At 37.1% G+C, this 24,122-nt stretch carries 22 protein-coding genes and 1 pseudogene; 8 read left to right on the top strand and 15 right to left on the bottom strand.

The window, feature by feature from the left end; all coding sequences use genetic code 11:
* Positions 1–11: 11 nt before the first annotated feature.
* Positions 12–605: a YidB family protein gene (locus OD757_RS09575; RefSeq protein ID WP_263031703.1), complete on the bottom strand. Its 594-nt coding sequence runs from the start codon at positions 603–605 to the stop codon at positions 12–14.
* Positions 606–704: 99 nt separating this feature from the next.
* Positions 705–1,166: a DUF6231 family protein gene (locus OD757_RS09570; protein ID WP_263031702.1), complete on the bottom strand. Its 462-nt coding sequence runs from the start codon at positions 1,164–1,166 to the stop codon at positions 705–707.
* A gap of 39 nt (positions 1,167–1,205) precedes the next feature.
* Here OD757_RS09570 and OD757_RS09565 point away from each other — a divergent pair, with 39 nt between their 5' ends.
* Positions 1,206–2,075, top strand: a complete 870-nt coding sequence (locus OD757_RS09565) for a DUF2797 domain-containing protein (protein ID WP_263031701.1) — start codon at positions 1,206–1,208, stop codon at positions 2,073–2,075.
* A 44-nt stretch (positions 2,076–2,119) separates the two neighbouring features.
* On the opposite strand, the gene OD757_RS09560 is transcribed toward OD757_RS09565, so the two are convergent.
* The 4 genes from OD757_RS09560 to OD757_RS09545 are packed head-to-tail and all read right to left on the bottom strand — an operon-like array spanning position 2,120 to position 7,156.
* Entirely contained in the window at positions 2,120–3,238 is a 1,119-nt protein-coding gene (locus tag OD757_RS09560; protein ID WP_263031700.1) for an ABC transporter permease, read from the bottom strand.
* Positions 3,239–3,242: 4 nt separating this feature from the next.
* Positions 3,243–4,370: an ABC transporter permease gene (locus tag OD757_RS09555; protein WP_263031699.1), complete on the bottom strand. Its 1,128-nt coding sequence runs from the start codon at positions 4,368–4,370 to the stop codon at positions 3,243–3,245.
* Positions 4,371–4,380: 10 nt separating this feature from the next.
* A complete protein-coding gene (locus OD757_RS09550) occupies positions 4,381–6,144 on the bottom strand; it encodes an ATP-binding cassette domain-containing protein (RefSeq protein WP_263031698.1) in 1,764 nt (587 codons plus the stop codon).
* The gene (locus OD757_RS09545; RefSeq protein WP_263031697.1) at positions 6,134–7,156 is read right to left on the bottom strand and encodes an HlyD family efflux transporter periplasmic adaptor subunit; all 1,023 of its coding nucleotides are present in this window, start codon (positions 7,154–7,156) and stop codon (positions 6,134–6,136) included. Before OD757_RS09545 ends, OD757_RS09550 begins: the two co-directional genes overlap by 11 nt.
* A 118-nt stretch (positions 7,157–7,274) precedes the next feature.
* Here OD757_RS09545 and OD757_RS09540 point away from each other — a divergent pair, with 118 nt between their 5' ends.
* Positions 7,275–7,922: a TetR/AcrR family transcriptional regulator gene (locus OD757_RS09540; RefSeq protein WP_263031696.1), complete on the top strand. Its 648-nt coding sequence runs from the start codon at positions 7,275–7,277 to the stop codon at positions 7,920–7,922.
* Here the strand turns inward: OD757_RS09540 and lpxB are convergent.
* Positions 7,919–9,094 (bottom strand): lipid-A-disaccharide synthase, encoded by a 1,176-nt coding sequence (lpxB, locus tag OD757_RS09535; RefSeq protein ID WP_263031695.1) that lies wholly within the window; start codon positions 9,092–9,094, stop codon positions 7,919–7,921. The genes OD757_RS09540 and lpxB overlap by 4 nt on opposite strands.
* 220 nt (positions 9,095–9,314) lie before the next feature.
* Here lpxB and OD757_RS09530 point away from each other — a divergent pair, with 220 nt between their 5' ends.
* The 4 genes from OD757_RS09530 (at position 9,315) to OD757_RS09515 (ending at position 13,643) form a co-directional block, all read left to right on the top strand.
* Positions 9,315–11,450: a TonB-dependent siderophore receptor gene (locus tag OD757_RS09530; protein WP_263031694.1), complete on the top strand. Its 2,136-nt coding sequence runs from the start codon at positions 9,315–9,317 to the stop codon at positions 11,448–11,450.
* 66 nt (positions 11,451–11,516) lie between these two features.
* Positions 11,517–11,816, top strand: coding sequence for a hypothetical protein (locus OD757_RS09525; RefSeq protein WP_034677209.1), 300 nt, complete (start codon positions 11,517–11,519; stop codon positions 11,814–11,816).
* Entirely contained in the window at positions 11,809–13,365 is a 1,557-nt protein-coding gene (locus OD757_RS09520; RefSeq protein ID WP_263031693.1) for a PepSY-associated TM helix domain-containing protein, read from the top strand. Before OD757_RS09525 ends, OD757_RS09520 begins: the two co-directional genes overlap by 8 nt.
* Positions 13,362–13,643 carry a DUF1634 domain-containing protein gene (locus tag OD757_RS09515; RefSeq protein ID WP_263031692.1) on the top strand — a complete coding sequence of 94 codons (282 nt, stop codon included), beginning with the start codon at positions 13,362–13,364 and terminating at the stop codon, positions 13,641–13,643. The genes OD757_RS09520 and OD757_RS09515 overlap by 4 nt, the downstream gene beginning before the upstream one ends.
* On the opposite strand, the pseudogene OD757_RS09510 reads toward OD757_RS09515, so the two are convergent.
* A pseudogene (locus tag OD757_RS09510) lies at positions 13,618–13,733 on the bottom strand (hypothetical protein). The gene OD757_RS09515 and the pseudogene OD757_RS09510 overlap by 26 nt on opposite strands.
* A gap of 61 nt (positions 13,734–13,794) precedes the next feature.
* Here OD757_RS09510 and OD757_RS09505 point away from each other — a divergent pair.
* The gene (locus OD757_RS09505) at positions 13,795–14,679 is read left to right on the top strand and encodes a sulfite exporter TauE/SafE family protein (RefSeq protein ID WP_263031691.1); all 885 of its coding nucleotides are present in this window, start codon (positions 13,795–13,797) and stop codon (positions 14,677–14,679) included.
* Positions 14,680–14,775: 96 nt separating this feature from the next.
* On the top strand, positions 14,776–15,885 hold the full coding sequence (locus OD757_RS09500; RefSeq protein ID WP_081399974.1) for a 3-deoxy-7-phosphoheptulonate synthase: 1,110 nt from the start codon (positions 14,776–14,778) through the stop codon (positions 15,883–15,885).
* A 68-nt stretch (positions 15,886–15,953) separates the two neighbouring features.
* On the opposite strand, the gene OD757_RS09495 is transcribed toward OD757_RS09500, so the two are convergent.
* The 7 genes from OD757_RS09495 to mtlD all read right to left on the bottom strand — a co-directional run bounded on the left by OD757_RS09495 (position 15,954) and on the right by mtlD (position 23,526).
* A complete protein-coding gene (locus OD757_RS09495) occupies positions 15,954–16,697 on the bottom strand; it encodes an adenosylcobinamide-GDP ribazoletransferase (RefSeq protein WP_263031690.1) in 744 nt (247 codons plus the stop codon).
* A gap of 106 nt (positions 16,698–16,803) precedes the next feature.
* A complete protein-coding gene (locus tag OD757_RS09490) occupies positions 16,804–18,372 on the bottom strand; it encodes a histidine-type phosphatase (protein ID WP_263031689.1) in 1,569 nt (522 codons plus the stop codon).
* A gap of 124 nt (positions 18,373–18,496) precedes the next feature.
* Entirely contained in the window at positions 18,497–19,096 is a 600-nt protein-coding gene (locus OD757_RS09485) for a histidine phosphatase family protein (RefSeq protein WP_263031688.1), read from the bottom strand.
* The gene (gene cobT, locus OD757_RS09480; RefSeq protein ID WP_263031687.1) at positions 19,089–20,144 is read right to left on the bottom strand and encodes a nicotinate-nucleotide--dimethylbenzimidazole phosphoribosyltransferase; all 1,056 of its coding nucleotides are present in this window, start codon (positions 20,142–20,144) and stop codon (positions 19,089–19,091) included. Before cobT ends, OD757_RS09485 begins: the two co-directional genes overlap by 8 nt.
* A gap of 1 nt (position 20,145) precedes the next feature.
* Positions 20,146–20,664, bottom strand: coding sequence for a bifunctional adenosylcobinamide kinase/adenosylcobinamide-phosphate guanylyltransferase (cobU, locus tag OD757_RS09475; protein WP_263031686.1), 519 nt, complete (start codon positions 20,662–20,664; stop codon positions 20,146–20,148).
* Positions 20,652–21,278: a 2'-5' RNA ligase family protein gene (locus tag OD757_RS09470; RefSeq protein WP_263031848.1), complete on the bottom strand. Its 627-nt coding sequence runs from the start codon at positions 21,276–21,278 to the stop codon at positions 20,652–20,654. The genes cobU and OD757_RS09470 overlap by 13 nt, the downstream gene beginning before the upstream one ends.
* 100 nt (positions 21,279–21,378) lie before the next feature.
* A complete protein-coding gene (mtlD, locus tag OD757_RS09465) occupies positions 21,379–23,526 on the bottom strand; it encodes a bifunctional mannitol-1-phosphate dehydrogenase/phosphatase (RefSeq protein WP_263031685.1) in 2,148 nt (715 codons plus the stop codon).
* Between the last annotated feature and the right edge of the window lie 596 nt (positions 23,527–24,122).

Here is a 24,122-nt window from a genome sequence, read left to right as displayed (position 1 = left end):
AACTTTGTATCTTACTTTAAGAAACCACTTACAAGATTCATGACGTTTTGAATGTCTTGATTTGCTTCTTGATGATCGGTACTGTCACCTTGAGGTGTTAATGAGTCAATGACCTGAGGTAAGACAGAAGCAATTGCACCGTAAACTTGCTCTTTTGGCGCTTGGGATTGCTGAGCAACTTGCTCAATGTCGGCTGGATTAAACAAACTCTGTAATTGTTGAGTCGGAACTTCGCTATTACTTTGATTTGGATCAACCCAGCTTTGAACCTGACTACCTAAACCCGCACCTTTCAACTTTTCTAAAGCTGCTTGTAAACCACCTTGTTGTTGAACCCAGCCTAAGATTAGAGGCACAACTGCAATTAATAAGCTTTGTACACCGCCACCTGTTTGAGGTGTGTTGTTATTATTTCCAGTCACTTGACCTAATACAGAACCTAGTACGCCTCCAAGACCACCTTGAGTACCAGATGAAGTATTACCGCCCATTTGTCCTAATACTGAACCTAAAATTCCACCTAAACCACCTTGTCCTGACGCTTGCTGATTCCCACCTAAAGCTTGCTTAGCCAAAACTTCTACAATGTTGCTTAAATTTGTCATGTGTAACTCTTATGTATGGTTTATACATGAGCATACGCGGATTCTTGTTAAGACAGCAAAAGCCAAATTGTTAAATTTTGAAAGAGATTGAGTGCTCTTTTACCAGCGGAATTTATTCCAGTTCTCTGGGTTTGCCCAGAACTTTGAATTAAACCAATCTGGAACATGCTTATAGGTCAAAATGTTAAATTGCCATAAAGCAAAATCACTATCATGTGAAGTTTTATCAATGAGTTGCGTAAAACCTAAAGAACGTAATAACTGTTCATCACTGCGTTTGCTTACGACAACAATTCGTTTTGCTAATAAATCACGTAGTTTTACTAATAATTGTGACTTTTGTACTTCAGTTATGGACTGCATTTCATCAGTATCAAACAATACAAAACCCAAGTCATAACGCTGAGTAAAAGGCAGACTTAAAAGCTCAGTTACGGTAAAATAGTGCCATTGAATTGCGTTATTCTGGTCAATTTTCTGGCCAATACAAAGTGCAGTATGAATGGGCTGTTCGTTTGATAAATCGTCTAGCATAGAAGTGATGACATTTTGTTCAGCCATAACTGCAACCCTTAATTGAAAGATGTGAGTTTAAACTTTATGGAACTACAAGGCATTTGCCATAAAATGCATGCAGGCCTAAAAGATGCTAGTGTAACTGATCAACAGACAACCAAGGCAAATGTTGAATACAAATTTGTATTAGACCGTTCAGAAATTGATCTTCCTTTTAATTTAGGACAAGAACTAGAAATCGAATGGACAGGTAATATTTATTGCACTTCTTGTGGCACTAAAACACCCAAGTCTTATTCTCAAGGCCACTGCTTTAAATGTTTTAAAACCAAAGCAGAATGCGACCTATGCATTATGAAACCTGAAACATGCCACTACCATTTAGGTACGTGTCGTGAAGATGACTTTGCCCACAATGTTTGTTTCCAACCTCATATTGTGTATTTGGCGAATTCGAGTGCTCTCAAAGTAGGTATTACGCGTGTTAGCCATATGCCAGGTCGCTGGTTAGATCAGGGCGCAACACAAGCCTTACCTATTTTAAAGGTAGGATCACGCCGTTTATCTGGTCAGCTTGAAACCATGTTTGGTTCTATGGTTGCTGACAAAACTGATTGGCGCAAACTCCTTAAGGGTGAAGCTGAACCTTTAAATATGGTTGAACAACGTGACCAGTTAATTGAAGAGTTCGCACCTAAAATTCAAACTATACGTGAGGAATTCAGTCAAAACCTTGAATTTAACGAAACAGTTGAGTTGCTCGAAGATGAGTTACCACGTGAGTTTGTTTACCCGGTTGAACACTATCCTGAAAAAATTAAATCGTTAAATTTGGATAAAACTCCAAAAATTCGCGGTGTATTACAAGGTATTAAAGGTCAATATTTAATTCTTGATATTGGTGTTATTAATATCCGTAAATATACAGGTTACGAGTTAATCGTACGTGCCTAAGTAAGTTTTAAAGCCCCTAAAATGGGGCTTTTTAATTAATATGATTAAGTTAATCTGTTCCGAAATAACCAAGCGGCTAAAGGTAAAGTGACCAGTCCAAGTATAATCATTGGAATAAAGTTGTATTTCACTTGTGCAAAGCTTGCACCCTCTAGATAAACCCGCTGTACCAGATTAATTCCAAACCTTAAGGGATTTGCGTAGGTTGCTATTTCGAGTGCTTTAGGCATATTTTCTACTGGTGTAAGTAACCCTGAAAGCAGCATCAAAGGCATAATCAATAAAAATGTAAAAAGCATAGCCTGTTGCATATTTAAAGATAATGCTGAAATTGATAAGCCTACCCCGACTACGGCCACATTAAAACTCAACAAACCAAAATAAAGCAGCCCAATAGAGCCATTCATTGGAATTTTAAACCAGAAAAAAATGATTAATAAAATAATGGTTGATTGCATCAATCCGACAAAAATTGGTGGCAAAGCCTTACCAATCATAATTTGTAATGGCGTATAGGGTGTAACTAACAATTGATCGAATGTTGCCTGTTCACGTTCACGTGCTACAGATAAAGCCGATAGAAGTAATGTCTGCATCATACTTAATGCCGCAATTAATGAAGGCATTAAACTCCATCGAGATTCTTGATTTGGGTTGTACCATGTTCTGGTTTCAATACTAACAGGTAAGCCTGAATTAAATTTTTGCTGATTAAACTGATTAATAATTTTATTTACATAAGAACCTGCCACTACAGCTGTGGAGGAATTCCTACCATCAATAATCACCTGTATGACAGAGCTCTGGTTATTATTTAATTTACTCTCAAAGTCTGAAGGTATTGTAATCACGACTAATGCTTTACGGCTATCAATGACCTGTTTGATTTGGTCGGTATATTCAAGCGTTGCAACGCGCTTAAAAATACCAGAACCTTCCAGTTTTGAAATCAGCTCATGTGAAACCTGTCCATTACTCTGATCTAAAATTGCATAATCAACATGGTTAACGTCATACGTAGCAGCATAACCAAATAAAAGTGCTTGCATCAGTGCCGGTACAAACAGAATGGCTCTATTTGCAGGATCACTAAAAATAGTCAAGAATTCTTTTTTGACTAAAAAACTTAAATGTTTCAGCCAAATCAACAGTTGCTGCCACATAACTTTATCTCAACCGTTTTTTGAGTGAAAAGTTTACGGCACATATCAAAACAACGATATATCCCAATAAAATACCGCATTCTTTAAACCATAACTTCCAATCATCACCTCCCATAAATAAGGTTTTAATTAAAATCATAAAATGCGTAGCAGGAAGTAACTGACTCACAATTTGCACAACCAACGGTAAATTGCGTGTATCAAAAACAAAACCTGAAAGCATGAGTGCGGGCATAAAACTTGCCAGTAAGGCAATTTGGCTCGCCTGAAATTGGCTTTGAGCAAAGCCTGATATGGTTAAACCCAGTAATAAAGAAACAATTAAATATAAAAATGAAGCCGATAAAATTGAGAATAATGACCCGCGCATGGGCACTTCAAAAATAAAATGCGCGGCAATAATACAAATAATAATATCAATCATGCCGACCACAACGTAGGGAATGAGCTTTGCTAATACAATTTCAAATGGCCGTACAGGGGTAACAAATAAGGCTTCCAATGTTCCCCTTTCCCTTTCACGGGCAATTAGCAACCCAGTTAAAAATACGCCAATTAAAGTTAAAATTAACACCATTAAACCAGGCACTAAAAACCAAGTGCTATTACCAGACTCATTGAACCATATGCGTTGTTCAATATTAATAGTGCTTGAAGATGCTAATATTGCGTTTCGATCAATCTCTATAGACGACGCCGTTGCCAAAGCGCCTGCAACATAACCTTCTAATGCTGTTGCTATGGTAGTTGATGTACCATTCAATAATAATTGAACTTTTGCCGTACCGCGCTGAGCTTGATTGGCGAAATCTGAAGGGACATGCAAAATTGCATCAATTTCTCCGTCTCGTATAGCTTGTTCCGCTTCAGGCAAATTATAAAATTGCTGACTAGTTAAATATCGAGAACCACTTAAACCAGCTAAAGCCTGAGTTGCCTGTGGTGAAGATTGATCTACTACAACACCGACTCTTGCCTGATTTAAGTCAAAAGAAAGTCCATAACCAAATAGTAAAATTAAGACGATAGGTAGAACTAGACCAATTGCGAGACTGCTTTTATCACGAATGAGCTGCTTAGTTTCTTTACGAATTAACGCTGTTAATCGATGCCAAATTGCAAACTGACTCATTGTAGACCTCCTAAACAGCATGCCTTAACGCACGTGCTTGCTCCACAATTGCTATAAAAGCCTCGTTCATATCACCAATATATTTATCTTTACTTGCTAATTCTCGGACTTGTTGGGGTGAACCTAAGGCTAATAACTTTCCGGCATCCTGTATGGCAATGCGGTCACAATATTCCGCCTCTTCCATAAAATGAGTCGTAACAATGATCGTGATGCCTTGATTTGCGAGCTCACCGATGCTGTACCAAAATGAACGCCGTGCAAGCGGATCAATTCCGCTAGTAGGTTCATCTAAAAATAAAATTTCCGGTTCATGCAGTAATGCAGCAGCCATAGATAGCCGTTGTTTATAACCGCCCGGTAAATCACCGCTTTTAATATGAGACTTTAAGTCATATTGCTGTAATGCTTTATCAATTTGTTGTTTTAACTTTTCACCCGATAAACCATAGGCTCCACCAAAAAATTTGAGGTTCTCTAAAACAGTTAAATTACTATACAGTGCAAATTTTTGAGAGACATAACCCACCTTAGCCCTCGCTTCAGCTCGAGCGGTGCGTAAATTTTTACCAGCAACTTCCAAATAACCACTACTTGCTGGTAGCAATCCACACAACATTCGAAATGTGGTCGTTTTACCCGCCCCATTTGGCCCAAGTAATCCAAAGATTTCACCACGCTGTACATCAAATGATGTGTTAGCGACAGCAGTAAAATTTCCAAAAGTTCTCACTAAATCTTTGACTACGATGACAGGTTGGTCTGATTTCAACTCATGATTTTTGAGTAAGTTAAAATTTTGCTCAGAAGTTAATATATGCTTTCGTTGCTTTTGAACCTGCTGTAACAACATCATAAAAGCATCTTCAAGCTCAGGTTCTCGCGTACTTGCTATTAGCTCTAGAGGTAAAGCTTCGGCTGATAGTTCTTTTTGGCGACTAATAAAACGTACTTGTTCACCTTTTGGAACAGCATCAATAATTTCTAGATGATGATCAAATAATTTAGCTTGTACAGTCCGTGATTTAATATTTGCAGGAGGTTTTACTTGCCATGTTTGCCCACGTGCTATTTCTTTTAATTGTTCTGGAGAACCCTGCTTTAAAATTTTACCCTCATGCATGATATACACTTGAGCACATTTTTCTGCTTCATCCATATAAGCAGTGCTTATGATTACGCTTAAGTTTTCTTCCTGAACAAGCTGTTCAATAATGATCCATAAATCTCGTCTTGATAAAGGGTCCACTCCAACGCTTGGCTCATCAAGTAAAAGTAACTCTGGGGAGCGAACTAAGGTACATGCGAGTCCTAATTTTTGTTTCATCCCACCAGAAAGTTGGCCTGCTAGGCGTTGAGTGAATTGAGTAAGATCCGTTATTTCCAATAACCGCTTAAACCTTTTCCCCCGTACATCCTTTGAAACGCCGTGTAAGTCAGCATATAAATCTAAATTTTCCTGTACGCTTAAATCCTCATAGAGTCCAAAGCGTTGTGGCATATAGCTAATACGCTCTTGTACAGCTTGTGGATTTTTACTTACGTCAATTCCAAGTACATTTAATGAACCCGAAGTGGCTTTATATAATCCAGCTATTAACCGCAATAAAGTTGTTTTCCCCGAACCATCTGGTCCAACTAAAGCAGTAAGTTCTCCTTTATTAATTTGCATATTCAAATGATCAATTGCAGTAAGATCTGCTGACTTTTTACTCACAGCTTTAAAAGTCATGACTAAATCATGGACAGAAACCACCATATTTTCATTGGTCATGGGTTTTCTCACCTGAAGCAAGTGGAATTTTTACCGTAACAGGCTGCCCCATTTTTAATCGATCATTTGGATCATTTACATACACTCGAACTTCATAAACCAGTGTTGTTCTAATTTCTTCGGTTTGTACGGTTTTTGGTGTGAACTCAGCCACTGAAGATATATAGCCAATTTTTCCATTAATGGGCTGATGAGGATAAGAGTCACGAATGACTTGGGCAGTACCACCCAACTTAATGGAACTTAGGTCTTGTTCATTTACATACACACGAATCCATTTGGGATCGGTCAAAGCCAATGTATAAACGGCCTTTTGCGCAGTTGTCATATCGCCAACTTCTTGTAGACGTGCTCGAACTACTGCATTTACAGGAGATTTTAGTTCAGTCTGGGTAAGGTTATAGTTAATTAAATCTAAATTAGCCTGCGTGACTTCATATTGTGCCTTGGTCGCTTCACGATCTTCTTGTCTAGTACCTTTAATTAATAATTCTAAACTGGCCTGTCTTTCTCGAACCGCTGCTTGCGCACTTTGCTGATTACTTTTGGCATAGTCCAACTCTTGTTGGCTAATCGCCCGTCCATCTGTACTACTCACCAAAACTTGTAAACGCTGTAAGTTTTTATCTGTTTTATCTAACTCTGCTTGAGCAGAAGCGAGTTGTGCTCTTGCTTGGGTAATTTCTTCAGGACGAGCCCCTACTTCTTGTTTAATAATTGTCTCTTTTTGGGCTTTGAGCTGTGCTTGTGCTTGTTTTGCCTGAATTTGTAATGCATCGCTATTAAGGGTCGCTAGTAACTGGCCTGTTTGAACTTTATCGCCTTCTTGGACTAAAAGTTTCTGAATACGCCCCGACTGTTCAAATGCAAGTGAAACTTGGCGGATATCAACATTCCCATATAAAGTTAAAAAACTATCTGATTGTTTTTTATTATTATAATTCCACGCCCAAAAGCCGATGAGACCCACAGCCATAATAACTAGAACACCGGCAATCACTTTTTTATTCATCTTATTAGCCTTCTTATTAAATTCAAATTTTCTTAGTTTAAATTCAATTTAAATTTAAATTACCTTAATCTTTGGTTAAAAGATATACTTTTATGGTGAATTAAAATTAGGTTTAAATATGTCCAGATCTAGACGAAGTGATGGTGACTTAACAAAATCTAAAATTATTGAGGCAGCAGGACCTTTAATTGCCCAATATGGTTTTGCAAAGACAGCGAACAAAACAATTGCCCAAGCTGCAAATGTTGATTTGGCTGCTATCAATTATCACTTTGATGGCCGAGATGGTTTATATCAAGCCGTTTTATTAGAAGCTCACGCCCACTATCTAAATGAAAAATACCTACTAGAGCTTGTTGAGAGTGCTCACTCTCCAGAAAAAAAATTAAGCTTATTACTTGAGACTTTATTGCTTAAATTAACTGAAAAAGATGTCTGGCATGGCAAAGTCTTTATTCGTGAACTGTTTTCGCCTTCTGAACATTTATTAAGTTTTATTGAATTTGCAGGAATGAGAAAATTTTTTCTCATTCGTAAGTTAATTAGCCAAGTGGCCGGCTTAGATGAAAATGATCCAGCTGTTTTACCGTGTATTTTAAGTGTTATGACGCCTTGCATGATGCTGATTATTGCAGGACCGAATGCTCAAGCACCTGAGCCTCTCAAGAATATCGCCCAGATGCCATTACATGATTTAGTTGAACATTTTAAGAAGTTTTCATTGGCTGGTTTAAAAGCAATTAGCCCTTCAAATCTTAAAAGTTAACTATTTAAACATTGCAAAATTGCCCTTACTGGATCTTCTGTATTTCCAGAAATAAGCTGTTTATGCATGGTTAAATGTTGCATCACTTGAATTTGAGCTTTTTCAATATTCATCAATTTTTCTATTTCAGCTGCTAAATTTTCTGGTGTTGCATCAGCCTGAATTAGCTCTTCAATGATTTTTTTACCCGCAATAATATTCGGTAAAGAATAGTAAGGAATTTTCACCAAAAACTTAGCAATTAAATAGGTCAACCAATGCAACTTATAAAAAGTGACCATCGGTCTATGCATTAACATTGCTTCTAATGTCGCAGTTCCAGAGGCTAGCGCGATAATATCACTTGCATTCATGACCATACGGCCAACTTTAGACTCGCTATCTGTATTTTCTAAAATATGAATGCAAGCTTTTAAATGAGGCGCTAATTGTTCAACACCCTGCTCAATCTGTTGCTTACGGGCATCATTAATTGCTGGAATTAAAAATTGGATGTCTCGATATTTTGTATGCAAAATATTAGCAGCACCCAGCAGCATAGGAAGGAGTCGCTCTACTTCACCTTTTCGACTACCCGGTAACAAAGCGATATATTTTTGATTTTCATTAAGACCTAATTGCTGTTTAGCAATTTGAATTGGATTTTCTAACGGTAATTGTTTAGCTAGCGGATGACCTACAAATGCTGCTGGAACTTCATATCGTTCATAGAAAACTTTTTCAAAAGGAAATAAACAAAGAACTAAATCTATACTCTGCTTAATGCCATGAACACGCCCTTGGCGCCACGCCCAAACTGATGGGCTCACATATTGAACTGTTTTTATTGGAAGATTCTTTTCTTTAATACTTTTAGAAAGTCTAAGGTTAAAATCTGGCGCATCAATACCAATAAAAATATCAACGGGATTTTGAGTCCATTGACTGATTAGACCATCCCGCACGGCGAATAATTTTTTTAAGTCTTTTAATACCTCAACAATCCCCATCACAGACAGAGTTTCCATTGGGTAATAACTGTTAAAACCTTCAGCAATCATTTGAGGACCGCCGATTCCCTCAAATTCAGCATCGATTCCTTGTTCTCGAAAACTACGCATGAGCTTAACGCCAAGCGTATCTCCTGAAACTTCCCCAACTACAATGCCTATTTTAAGTTTTCGGTTTGCCAAGGCGATTTACCCAAGAATTTGAAATAACGCATTCTAGCATAGAGGTTTATCAATCTTGAACTTGATCAATACGTACTCACAAAAAGTAGCCATAGCCTACATTATCTAAAATTACATTCATTCACGATCTTTTAATCCAAATTAACAATGCAATTTGAATTGTAGCTTACATTTACAAACAATAGAATAAATGAGAATTATTTACATTATCCTTAACACTATGAATATCCCACCTCGACCATTTAAGCTATCAGTCATCGCCTGCGCAATTTGTTATGCGAACTTGACCTATGCTCAAGACACAGATGTCCAAGCTTTACAGACGATCCAAGTTAAAGCATCAAATGCCGAGCAGTCATCTGAACAAACCAAAGCATACAATGTTAAAAATTCGAGTAGCGCAACCAAGCTTAATATTGAGGCTAAAGAAACTCCTCAGACCATTAATGTGGTTACTCGTCAGCAAATTGAAGATTTCGGACTTAACAGTACCCGAGATGTTTTAAAAAATACTCCCGGTGTAACCGTCTCTAATCAAGAAACTGAGCGAACTACTTATATGGCTCGCGGCTTTGAGATCTCAAATATATTAACTGACGGCGTGGGTTTTCCCCTCTCAGGTTATAACTATAACAATACGAATCCTGATACTTATTTCTATGATCGTGTAGAAGTCGTTAAAGGTGCTGATTCTTTAACTAATGCCTTCGGTGATCCAAGCGCAACAATCAATAATATTAGAAAACGCCCGACTCAAGAACTCCAAGCAAGTGGCGGTGTAAGTTATGGTTCTTGGGATACGCAGCGTTATGAAGCTGACGTATCGGGCTCAATTGTCCCGAGTGGAAAAGTACGTGGCCGTATCATGGGCTATGAGCAAACCGGTGATTCTTACCTTGATCGATATTCGTCAGAGAGAAATGGTTTCGCAGGTATTATTGAAGCTGATTTAACAGATAGTACTTTACTTACCGCAGGTTATAGCCAAGAACAAAATAAACCCAATGCAAACAACTGGGGTGCTCTGCCTTTGTTAGATGCCAATGGCAAACAAATTTCGTATGACCGCTCATATAATCCCAACCCCGATTGGGCACATTGGGATAATGAAACACAAAATGCTTTTGTCGAGTTAAAGCAAAAAATTAATGAGCAATGGGCAGCAAAGCTAACCTATAACTATCTTGATACCAAGCATAATAGTCGTCTTCTTTATTATTATGGTTATCCAAAAGCTGATGGATCAGGTGTTTCTCTAACCCCTTGGGGTGGTCAAGAGCACCAAGAAAAACATGCTGTCGATTTTAATCTCGAAGGAACATATAAACTTTTCAATCGAGAACATGAGGCATCTTTAGGCTATAGCTATGTACGTAGTCATCAGCAAGATAAACAATCTACAGGAACGATTAACGATAGTAACGTTATAAAATCAACCACTACAGATTGGGCAAGTTGGACACCGCAATCTATAACTTGGTCGGATTTTACGGAAGCCGCAAACTATACGCAAAATATTGATTCAATCTACGCCGCTACACGTTTACATCTCAATGAAGATTTAAAACTTTTACTGGGTGCCAACTATGTTAAAGCTGAAAGTAAAGGCGAAAGCTATGGTTCCCCCATGTCATATCGTGAGAGTAAAGTCTCGCCATATGTTGGACTAACCTATAACTTTACACCTGAATATACGGGTTATATGAGTTACACCTCAATTTTCCGTCCTCAAACTGGTATTGATAAAGATACCAATCAAGCTTTAAAACCTATTGAGGGTAAAAGCTATGAAATGGGCATAAAAAGTTCATGGTTAGATGACCGTTTAACAGGAACACTTTCAGTATTTAAAACTGAACAAAATAATTACCCTCTACGCAGCTCTGATGGAAATCCACTTAATCGAAAAGTACCAACGAGTGATTTAGAGTCACAAGGTGTAGAAGTCGGTCTATCTGGTCAAATCACAGATAACGTGAATCTTTCTTTCGGCTATGCCCAATTTAGTATTAAAGATATTAAGAATGGCGGCGAAGCAAGAACTTATAACCCGAACCAGACACTTAACCTGCTAACTACCTACACACCACCAGTTTTACCGAAGCTGAAAGTTGGTGCAGGCTTACACTGGCAAGATGGGATAAAGCTATATGATTCAACTGTTAACAGTACGATCAAACAAGATGCATATGCTTTAGTCAATTTAATGGCAAGCTATGAAGTCAATGATCATATTACGCTTCAAGCAAATGGTAATAATATTTTCGATAAGAAGTATTTATATAGCTTCCCTAATGGCCAAGGATTTTATGGTCCTTCTGCCAACTATACAGTTGCTGTAAAGTTTAAATATTAATATCGTAGCCAATCCCAATTTAGGGATTGGCTTTACTTATTATTTTTTGTGTATGTGTCAGTAAAGATGTCCAAAACTGTAAATCTCCCAATGTCATATCGTATAAAAGTTTTCTATCGATTCTTGCTAGTTTTCGGTATGGGCTTTGCCTGTATGGCATATTTAAGTCTTGGACTCATTGGAATTTTCCTTTTGACCCTCGACAAAGCTGAAGCTATATATCTCGCTGCATTTATAGCAATTTTATTTTATGTCATCTTTGTAATCGTTGGTTTCTGTGTTCAATCACTTTTGAAACTCACTGGGCTATCAATTGTTCTATGTGCCCTTTTCTTTTTTGTGACACGTATGGTGGGTTATGCATAAGGGTATACGTCAATCTATGGCATGGCTACACTCATGGACTGGCTTAATATTTGGATGGCTCGTATTTGCCATTTTCTTAATGGGGAGTTTGTCCTATTACCGCCATGAAATTACTTTATGGATGCAGCCTGCACTTGCGCAATATGAAGTAAAACAAGATATTGCCATTAAAACAGCCTATCAATACTTACAAGAACACGCTCCAGACGCCAAATCTTGGTACTTAACTGTTGCTACCACAAAAAGCCCGGTAAACACCATGTATTGGGAAAAACCTGATGGAGGTTATGGCAATGTCACACTTGATGCTAACACGGGAAAAGAACTTCAACTTTCGGCAACTGAAGGTGGCGACTTTTTTTACCGCTTCCATTACCAGCTTTTTGGCATTCCAATAATAGTTGGGCGATTAGTCGTATGTCTTGCCGCATTTATTATGCTCATTGCTTTGATTTCAGGCATTATTACCCACAAAAAAATATTCACCGACTTTTTTACTTTACGTACATTTAAGTCTCAGCGTTCATGGCTAGACTTTCACAATATTTCTTCAGTCGTTGCACTGCCCTTCTTTTTAACCATTACATTTACAGGCTTAGCTATTTTCTTTTATTTATATCTGCCTTGGGGAATGCAAAAGATTTACCCTGAAAACCCTTATCAATATTTTACCGAAATCCGTACAAAGACTGTACTTGAGAATCAATCAATTCAGCCTGCTCAAAACTTAGCTATTGATAAGCTATTGAACCAAGTTCAACAAAGTTGGGGTAATCAACCTTTATCAACAATAAGTGTAAAAAATCCGAATACCAATCAGGCGCAAATTACATTTATTCAGCAAGAAGATCACTCAATCACTCGTAATCAAGCTCAAATTACATTAAATGCTTCAACTGGCAAAGTCTTAGAAGACACACGTAATAATAGTCCTATTGCAACGTTAAATGCGGGTGTCTATGGACTACATATGGCAACATTTGCTCAGCCTTTACTTCGTTTAGGATTCTTTTTCTCAGGTATTTTAGGCTGTGTAATGATTGCCTCTGGTTTGTTACTGTGGAGTCTTAAACGACAAATTCAAAATAAGAATAGTAAGTTTCATTTCGGGCACTATTTAGTTGACCGTTTAAATGTTGCAGCGTTTGTTGGCTTACCTTGTGCAACTGTCGCCTATTTAAGCGCCAATCGATTATTTACAGTCACTTCAACTACAATAAATTATGAAATCTATAGTTTTTTCTTAGTCTGGCTCATCAGCTTAATCATTGCTTTATTCACTAAAAAGCAGCATTTATGGCGAACTCAACTTTGCATTTTTATTATGCTGTGTATTGCACTTCCCATCTTAAATCTAATTTATTTGCTTAAACATGAGTATGTTCAAAGTCTCAGAGATTATTGGACCTTTGCACGTGTAGATGTATTTTTGTGGATCTTTGCAGCTTTAGCAATTTTTATATTCTTCAAAATTCAACCTATTCAACATAAAGCTGTAGAAAAGATTCAAAAAAAGCTGAATAAATTAAATACTGAGGTGAGCTCATGATTTTTATAGCTTTCATCTTAATTTTATTAGGAATGTATTTGTTATTTATGGCCAGCGAAAAATATCGATCGCCCAAATCAACAGGTCATTTCAAATCATTAGCTCAAAAATATTACCCTCAATTTAAAATAGCTGCATTCATATTATTTGTTTTATGTGCATTTATTCTTATTCACCACTATAACTTTTCAATTGGTTTTGTCAGTTGGTGGATCTTTGCAACGCCATTAACTTTTGTCCTGATACTTTTACTTAATCCGCTAAAGTCATCAAAATAATCATTTTCTTTAAAAAAGATTAAATATAGTACAAGCTAAGCAAAATTTTAGTTGCTTAGCTTTTTTTTGCATAAGTAAATCATTATTCATGACAACTGTTTATCTCTAAAAGGAATAAGATATCTGCGTTTCGTGATAAGTGGCGATAAAGATGTCTGGTGCTTTTGAATTTATCTTAGCGGGTATGTTAGTTGGTTTCTGTGTAGGGATTACAGGAGTTGGTGGTGGATCATTAATGACACCAATTTTAATTGGTCTTTTTAGAATTGAACCTCATATCGCAATTGGTACCGATTTACTTTATGCCGCAATCTCAAAATTTTGTGGATCAATGGTTCACGCTAGAAAACTCAATATTGTCTGGCCAATTGTATTATGGCTAGCTGTAGGCAGTATTCCTGCATCTTTCGCTACCACTTGGGTACTTGAACATTTTTTAAGTCAGTCAACACACTATAAAGCTGTACTCACCATGGTATTAGGCTTTATGTTGACCTTAACTGGTGTTTCTATCATTTTCCGTTCTCGTATTGAAAAATTCTTCAATAAATTCAGAAGTAAAGAAGTCACTCAAACTGAGACTGAGCATTTAGCTATTCATAAAAAACGTAGCTTTATTGTGGTTATGGGTATCATTTTAGGTGTATTCGTAACACTTTCATCTGTCGGTGCAGGTGCATTTGGGATTATGGCCCTTGTGATCATGTTCCCGAACTTGCCAATGATTCGAATTATTGGTTCAGATGTGGTACATGCAGTATTACTGACCTTAGTGGCCGGCCTTGGACACATGAGTGCTGGTAACGTCGACTTTACACTTCTTATGTGGTTATTGGTGGGTTCAATTCCAGCGATTATTGTAGGTACGCTCATTAGTTCTCGTATGCCAGAACGTTTAATCCGAAAAATTTTAGGGATTACCCTATTTGCCCTCGGTGTTAACTTTATGGTTCACCCAGTCAAAGCAAAACCGAAAGCACCTGTGGTACAACAAGCTGTGGTTGCTGAAAAAACAAGCAACTCAGCTGAAAGATAGCAAAATCAATAAGATTTTTCCAAACTGAAATACCATGCGATGTAGTATTTTCATAATTATTTCATGGTATATTCAGTACACAAAACAACCTTTAGTATGATCGAACCAGTGACAGCAATGACTACACATTTAAATTCCGTTTCAAAGCCAGATATCGACGACGTTAATATTAAAAGCATTCAAACTCTTGTAACACCAAATGAGCTTAAATCAGAACTTCCTTTATCTGATGTTGCTTCACAAACTGTTCTAAAAGGCCGCGAAACTATTCGTAATATTTTAGATGGTTCAGATAAGCGTCTGTTTGTCGTTATTGGTCCTTGCTCTATTCATGATCCAAAAGCTGCTCACGAATATGCCGATCGTTTAAAAGCACTAAGCGAAAAGGTTAAAGATACTCTATATCTAGTGATGCGTGTTTATTTTGAAAAACCACGTACGACAATTGGGTGGAAAGGTCTAATTAATGACCCTGACATGAATGACTCGTTTAATATTGAAAAAGGTTTACGTATTGGTCGTAAGCTTTTACTTGAGTTAAATGAAAAAGGTTTGCCATGTGCAACTGAAGCACTTGACCCAAACTCTCCACAATACTATCAAGACTTAATTTCATGGTCTGCAATTGGTGCACGTACAACCGAAAGCCAAACTCACCGTGAAATGTCTTCTGGCCTATCATCACCAGTAGGTTTTAAAAATGGTACTGACGGTGGTTTAACTGTTGCGACCAATGCGATGCAGTCTGTTAAATATGGTCATAGCTTCTTAGGTCTTAATGAAGACGGACAAGTTTCGATTATCAATACAAGCGGTAACCCTTACGCACACGTCGTATTACGTGGTGGTAATGGTAAGCCTAACTATGACGCTGGCTCTGTTGAAGAAGCAGAAAATGCTTTAGCGAAAGCAAAAGTTAGCACTAAAATCATGATTGATGCGAGCCACGCGAACTCAAATAAAGACCCGTACTTACAGCCACTTGTTCTTAAAAACATTACTGAACAAATTTTAGATGGTAATAAGTCAATTGTTGGTCTTATGGTTGAAAGTCACTTAAAAGGCGGCCGCCAAGATATTCCTGAAAATCTTTGTGATCTCGAATATGGTAAATCAGTGACTGATGGCTGTATTGACTGGGAAACGACTGAAAAAACATTACTTGAAATGCATGAAGCTTTAAAAGACGTTTTACCAAATCGTTAATTCATCTTTTTAAGAAGATCAATTAAGCCCTCATTTTTGAGGGCTTTTTTATTTTTCGAAATTCAACATTAAACTAAATAGAAATAACTCACCACAAAAGCAAAAAGCAGCACGGTTTCGCTAAGCTCAATCGCTGCCCCGACTGTATCACCTGTAATACCGCCAATTCTTTTAATAAACAGATGTCTTAAATAAACCAGACTGATCAAAAAGCCAATTACGGCGATGAGCCCTTGCCATTCCCAATATAAAGCCAATAACAAAACTATCGCAGCTATTATCCATGAAGTGGTTTTTGGTAAATGATCAGTCAACGAACGACCTAAACCTTTTTCGCGAACATATGGGGTAGTTAAAAACAAAATAGACGGCACAACACGTCCAAGTATAGGAACAAAAACTAAAAATAACGTTTGATGCTGTTCAATCAACACATAAATCAGTACAAACTTGAGCAAACAAATAATAACTAAACTTAGTACTCCAATTGGGCCACAACTTGGATCTTTCATGATTTGTAAAGTACGTAGTTTATCTCCGAAACCACCTACCCACGCATCTGCCGTGTCTGCCAGCCCGTCTAAATGCAATCCACCTGTCAGCCAAATCCATAAAGTCATTATGATAGCAGCAAGCAAAAGAACAGGTAATTTGGCTAAAAGACATGAGACAAGAAAAAGAATACCACCAATAATGAGCCCAACCAGCGGATAGAACAAAATAGCCCGACCATTTTCTTGCGCCGTCGGCATTGTCTTTAGCTCAATAGGCAGAACAGTTAAAAATTGCAATGCAATCCAAAAAGGTGTCATAACCAACTCTCTAACTGATCTATATTTAAAAATAAATTTGATTATGAAGAAATAAAAATGGGAATAGCAATCCCTATTCCCATTAAAGACTTCAAAAACTGAAAATCTATTGCATTTGATAGCACTGTTTCAATTTAATGTAGTCGTAGTAAAAACTAGTTGGTGTATAACGCGCATAGTTACATGTAGACTTAAATAAAGTTTCTTTTTCGTTATAAAGCATTTTTACCAAAGTATTGCCTTGGCTATTTTGGTAAATATCCCACTGAACATTTGCCGCCATAGGTGAAACTACTTCACCACGCCATGCGCTGGTTGAGTAATTATAAGTCTGACGTAGTGGTAAAGGCTGCATCATATTATGTAAATCTAGGCTGGTTGCCAAAGGAATAATAATTTCAGCATGGGCAAACCGTAAAACTGCTTTGTAAGGCTGAGCTTTATTCACCACGGCGTCAACTTGTTGGAATAGGTCCTGTTTAAGTCCTTGAGCAATTTCACTTGTGACTTGATTTGACTCTGTAAAACTTGGACCTTTTTCGTAAAAATCGTTTGCATCATTAAATTCAGCATAGAATTTCGCAGCATCTAACGGCATATATTTATCAAAATCGATACCTTTTAACTCATCTTTCATGCCACCAGAAATTGAATAGAGCTCATAAATATAAGCTGCTGCATCAACTGCGCTGGTAATTGTATTTTTACCCTTACCTTTTTCTGTAATTCGCTCACCTTTTGGTGAAGTTACGGTAAAGGATCCGGTATTGCTAAAGCTATAACCTGTTGTACCCAGTTTTTTAATAAAGTCTGTTTTAAAAATCGGATTAAGTACAGTTTGGGCAGTTTTTTCAGCTGCTGTATTTTTTGATAACTCATCTAACTTTTGGGCTAAATCTTTATTATTTTCTTCAAAATCCTGATAGGCCTGACTAGCATCATAAATTTTTTGTTGACTAGCACTCAATGGTTGAGTCAAGTCTTCATCTGCATTCAAACTATGAAAATAGAGTTTAAAACGATCAACGCCACCATCTTCAACAGTTGGAACGCTTGCACTCGATAAACTAGTATAAGACGTTGGTACAATTTTATCTTTAAGTTGCGGTTGTTGTTGAATGAGTTCAGCCGTGAAGAATTTAGCACTATCAACCGCACGATCGACCCCAGAACTTTGTACCAATATAGATGCTTGCGAATTTAAAAGACTTGGTAAGCGTTGTAATAAACGATCTGCAATGCCACGGTGTTCTAAAATACCAGTCATGGTTTCATTTCCATAACCGTACTGGCGAATTCCTTCCACACCATAGCCTAATAAGATATTGGCTTTCATCATTGCTTCTAAATCAGCGCCTAATTGTTCACCTAATGGTGTTAAGGCATTTTCTGTTTTTGCCTGTTTCCATAAATTATAAAGTGCCAAATCATATTTTAAACTTGAAAGGCCTCTTGAACCGTGACGTGCCACTAACTCTGTAAAAACCGGCTGGAATCCATTGGGTGCTTGTTCGTAGTTTTTTATTTCTTGTTGTGGTTGGTAAGGAGTTTTTGTTTGATAATATTTTGATGTGTTTGTTGGAGCAGTTGTTTGAACATCTTGATCATCATTATTGTTACAAGCTGCAAGTAATAATGATGCTGCGAGCATAGTTGTTTTAAATAAAGTATTCATAAGTCAGGTGTGTGATTAATAAGAAATGCCAATAGCTTAGTTTTTAGCAATGACAGTTCTATTACATAGACTTAAATATCTTTATAAAAATAATAACTTACAAGTGTATAAGAATATAAAACTACTATCTAAATATAAAAGTTAACTGTCCATCTGCTTCAGAAAATTCAAGAGAATATAATTTCCCAAGTTCTGCCGGCATTTTAAGTAAATCGTCTAAAGGCTGTTGTCTGGCTAAACAAGCCAATAGCTTAATCACACCGCCATGAGTAACAACTAAAGCATGCTGTAAGTTTTGCTTTTGCATATGCTTCAGCAAATCTTGAAAGCCTTTAAGAACCCTTATTTGAAACTGGTTTAATGTTTCTGCGCGAGGTGGACAATATTGACTTGGTTTTTGCCAAAAGTTTGCCAGTAATTCGGGTGAGGTTTCATAAATTTGCTGAGTTGAGACGCCTTCCCAGTCACCAAAATACATTTCCTTTAAGTCATGATTTAGAAGTAAAGGGAGCTCATTTGTCTTTGCAAATTGCTCAGCAAAACAAGCACAACGTTTTAATGATGAACTTACAATGACCTCCCATGGATGATTTTCCACTTGCTCAATGGTTGACTGCATTTGCTGCCAACCTTTGGCTGTTAACTCATCATCTAAATGACCACGTAAAGTATGGCTATATTGGCTTTCGCCATGTCTCAGCAAATCAATGCTAAATTTACTCAATTTTATTCCCGCTTACAGCAGCTTGCTCAAAGGTAGCCATTTGGTTGTGTAATACACAAGCCATTTTAACTAATGACAAGGCAGTGCCAGCACCACTACCCTCACCTAACCGTAAATTCATTTTTAAAATTGGCTCAGCATTAAGTTCTTGTAAAATACGTTGGTGGCCATATTCTGCCGATTGATGGCCAAAAAGCATCCAGTCACGCACTTTAGAATTCATTCGTACTGCGCATAAAGCAGCGACCGAACTAATAAAACCATCCACAATGATAGGTAAACCCACCTGCGCACAGCGGATATAAGCACCTGTAATTGCCGCAATTTCCAATCCACCAACTGCACACAAAGTTTTGAATGCATCACCAGTAACATGTTTATGATGAAGTTCAATTGCCTTTTCAATTACTTCAATTTTATGTCTTAACTGATCGGCACCAATTCCTGTCCCAACTCCAGTCAGTTGTTCAGCCGTATCATTTAATAAAAGACATGCTAAGGCAGAAGCAGAACAGGTATTTCCAATTCCCATTTCACCTGCAATATAAATATCTGCACCTTTAGATTTGGCCGTGTCTACACTGTTTTTACCTAACTCTAAAGCAGCACGAGATTCATCTGCATTCATTGCGGCTTGTTTTGCAAAATTTGCCGTACCAGCACGAATACAATGACGTTCAACGCCTACGTATTCGTATGCTTCACCGACTGTACCGCAATCAATGACCTGCAAATGAGCTTGATGATATTTGGCAATGACACTAATTGCTGCACCACCAGTCGTGAAGTTTTGTAGCATTTGACGGGTAACGGCTTGTGGATATGCAGAGATATTTTCTTCAACCACGCCATGGTCGCCAGCAAAAATGGTGATCCATGGATGGTTAACATGTGGATGTGCATTTGACTGTAAACTAGCAAGTTTAACTGCTATCAGTTCTAAATCACCTAAGGAACCAGTAGGTTTAGTGAGTTGGAGTTGATGTTGCTCTGCTTGTTGTTTTGCTTCCAAATTCGGCTGCTGTACAGACTCTAACCACCAGTTCATTTTATTTCTCACCTTTTAAAATCATTGGAAAACCAGCTACACAAAACACAACCTTATCTGCAATTTGCCCTAAAGCTTGATGTAGCCTTCCTGCTTCATCGATAAAACGGCGGCTAATCTCACCGAGTGGCACAATGCCTAAACCCGTTTCATTACTTACTAAAATGATTTCTGACTGAAGTGTGGGTAAAACTCTTAACAGCTGCTCACACTCAAATTGTTGAACGTTTTGTTCTTCTAAAAGTAACAAATTGGTTAGCCAAAGCGTTAAACAATCCACCAGAATAATTTGGTTAGGTCGATCAATTTCTTGCAGAGTTTTTGCTAAAAATAATGGTTCTTCAACCAAAGACCAGTGAGAAGGACGCTGATTTTGATGATGTGTTATTCGGCTTTGCATTTCAGGATCAAGCGCTTGTGCCGTTGCAACATAAGTGACAGCTAATTGCCTATCTATTGCCGTTTGCTCAGCCAATCGACTTTTCCCGGAACGGGCTCCACCCAAAATCAGTTGCAACATGGATCACCTAAAAACAAATGCTGATGCGGATATAACTGACCTTGTAAAGTTTGAGCTTGATAATAACCAAACGTTAAATGCACAACTTTAAGGTCAAATTCAGCCTGTTTATATTGTACAGGTAATTCAGAAATTTTTCGTAAAATCAAATCACTACTATAGTCTTTTTTATACAATCCCAAGGTGATGTGTGGACAATAATCTAAAGCCGCAATTTCATTAGAAACTAAACCTAACTTTTGGCGTATCTGAAATAAGATATTTTCGGTGTCTCCTATTTCTACAAATAGAGCACTACTAAAGCTATCGATTGAACCAATTTTTAAATAAAACGGAGCAAAATCTTCTTTTTTTAAGATTTCTCTTTGCTGCTCAAATTCACTCAAACTGAAGTCATCACTATAGACTCTGGTTTCGTGGTCTAAAAATCCACATATAAACAGCGTGATATGATATTGACGACTATTAGGTTCTAATAAGAATTCTGAAAAATGCGCGCGCAAGGCATCTAAATAATCAACTATTTTTTGATCATTAATTTCTAAATACCACAATGCATAATTTTGCCGTCCAAGATGCCATTCGGGATAATCCCGTATAGATGTTGGCATCATGAACGTCGAGGGTTTTAGCAACACAGCTTTAATTCAAAATCATTCAATTTTTGTATTAAAGCATGTTTGCCTTTCAGTTGTAGAGCATAATTAAAAGAATTTAGGCATATTGAGTAGGCGCTTTCTTTGAGTTGGTAGTATTCATGTTTAAAGGATGTTTGCCTTGTTCAGAAAATAAATATTGAACTAATTTCATTAACTCAACTTCAAGTTGTCCTTTTTGAGCAGCACTCATATCCAGTTTTTGAACTTGCTCGTGTAAATGTTTAATTGCATCAGTCTCTTCAATTTCTAAAAATTGAATCGCATAGGCATAACCTAAGGCAGCGCCTTTTAATAGGTTTTTATAAGGCAAATCATGAATAATATTTACCTCAATTGATGCAATTACTCTTTCATTATGAGTTAATTTTCGTAATGGATCTCTCGCCACTCTTTGACAAGGGTCTTTAAATGCATATTCACATGAGTCTAGAAAGCTTTGTGCCATGCGGTCCAGATCTTTTGCATAATTAGGTAATACAATTGTAAGCCCTTGCTTTACTTCTCTAATTAAGTTTTCTGCAAATGCTTTAACTGAATGATCTCCCATTGCGACGCCAATAGAACCATAACCCAGCAAAGAAGCATACCAAGCAAGCATGGCATGTACGCCGTTCCATAGACGATTTTTAATTAATTGGATCTCAGTAATCTGCCCAACCAAAACAACTTGACGCAACTTTTCGAGTAAAGGGCTGCCTTTTTCTACATAAATTGGCATATCCGTTTCGCTATGAAACAGAATTAGGTCCATGCTTTGTAATATATGACCTGGTTGGAAATTACGGCGCATGTTATCAACATATAAAGAGGCCTGATTTTGCTGATCTTGGGACAGTTTATTGCAATCTTCAATTTCGACTTGTTCTTCATACTCCACATCTTCTAAATGCTGCTCAAGAAAATTATGCTTAATACGAAGTTGGCGATATAAATTTTGATTAGATAGCTTTGAAACCATACGGTTTACAACGGTGTCGCAAAAGTAATGTTCTTTTAAAATATGCTCAGTTACGTCTTCATCATTGGTTAACTCTAGTAGAGCTTCTCTAAGATGCTTCATAACCAAATATTTCGCACCGACTTTATTTAAAATAATTAGAAAAGTTAGTGGTTCAATACATGCTTCAAGTGGTGAGTTAAAACGTGCATATAGTCCTTTTGCAATTATTTTTGCTTCAACTTCGATGGCCTGTTCGGGTAAACAAAGTGCGATCAAACTTGAATGGGTATACATCTCCAACATTTGTTGTTCATTTTCAGAATCAACAATGGTCATATTCTCAATACGTTCATCATAAGAAAATTGCCCATAGCGAATACTATAAGTTCCAAACGCATTCACTGCTTCGCGAAAAAGGCTATTTCTTGTAGAAGCAATAATTCTCTTTGGTTTTGTATATCCATCCCAATGTGACAAGATCTGCGCTATATAACCACCGCCAATAGCACCGAAACCATGTATCCCAACAGTAAGCTGATTCAGACTTTGCGGAAAAGATTCTTGTATCTCTGGCATATCCATAACAGGGATAAATTGGTCGAGATCGGTTAAAAAGTCATACATCTGATCATAATAAAAATGCGCTTTTTCCAGCATTTCGTTATTTGGTTCTTTAATATCTTTTAATAAAATCGTTAAACCTTTTGAAGTGTGAGCTGAAGTTAAACCATTTTCAGAATCTTCAAACATAAGACACTGGTTAGCGTCCAAGTGAAGTTGACTAGCAGCTTTTAAAAAAATTTCTGGATGCGGCTTTCCTTGCTCTACTTCATCACCACAGGTAATCACATCAAAAAATTTATAAACATTCGCATTAATTAAATATTCTTCGGCAATTGCCCTACGGCTTGAAGTCGCAACGGCCATTCTTAAACCCGATTTTCGTAAACGTTCTAAAACCTGAACTAAACCTTTTTTGATAGGCACGCCGTGTTTTCGAATATGTTCGAGTTCCATCTCATCAGCTTTTTTTCTAATTTCTTTATATGGAACATTTACACCATATAGACGTTGTGCCAATTGCTCAGCAGTAGTTGCACTTAAACCTAAACATTGCATTAAATATTCGTGAGAAAACTCCTGCCCAATGAGTTCTTGAGATGCCTGTTGCAATGTTTGAAACCGTAATCTCTCAGTGTCAAACATTGTCCCATCCATATCGAAGATAGCTCCATGAACAGGTTTTCCATGAAAAATAAGCACGTTTTTACCTCTTTTTTGATCATGTTTTATTCAGGGTATACAAAAAAATGCCTAAAAAGGCAGGATGTTAATAAATGAAACATTAGTGGTTATTTTTTAATCAAAAATATAATCCATCTGTTACTCAATAGAGTTAAAAGACGAAAAGAGTTGAAATAGATAAATAAGTATGAAATTGAGTTTAGATACAAAAACAACAGGCCATCCTCGCCTGTTGCTTTTGATTAGTTCTTTTTGTTGCGCTGATAATGTTTATTTTTATTAGTTCCATTTACCGCTAGATGAACCTGCCTGTTTTTATAATATCTTGCAGGCGCTCACATACCAGAAGTCAACTCATCTTTCAGCGTTATTGTTATTGGAGTCGCTGGTATAACTCAAGATTTCTTAGAGTATTAGAATAAACTAATAGAAAATAAGTTTGATATCACAAAAAATTTCCTCCTCTTTATTGGAATTACAACTGCACTCTCATTAACAATAATGATAATCATTTTCATTAAATCCTTCAAGCTTTTTTTTTAATTTTATTAGTGCTGATCTCTTTTCATGAAAAATAAGGAACAATGTACATTGAGCAATATACCCAACAAAGT

The organism is Acinetobacter sp. AYS6 (genome assembly GCF_025630795.1).
In the GTDB taxonomy this organism is placed as follows: Bacteria; Pseudomonadota; Gammaproteobacteria; order Pseudomonadales; family Moraxellaceae; genus Acinetobacter.
Note: the sequence above shows the minus strand (reverse complement) of the source record. Positions and strands in the feature narration are given on the sequence as shown.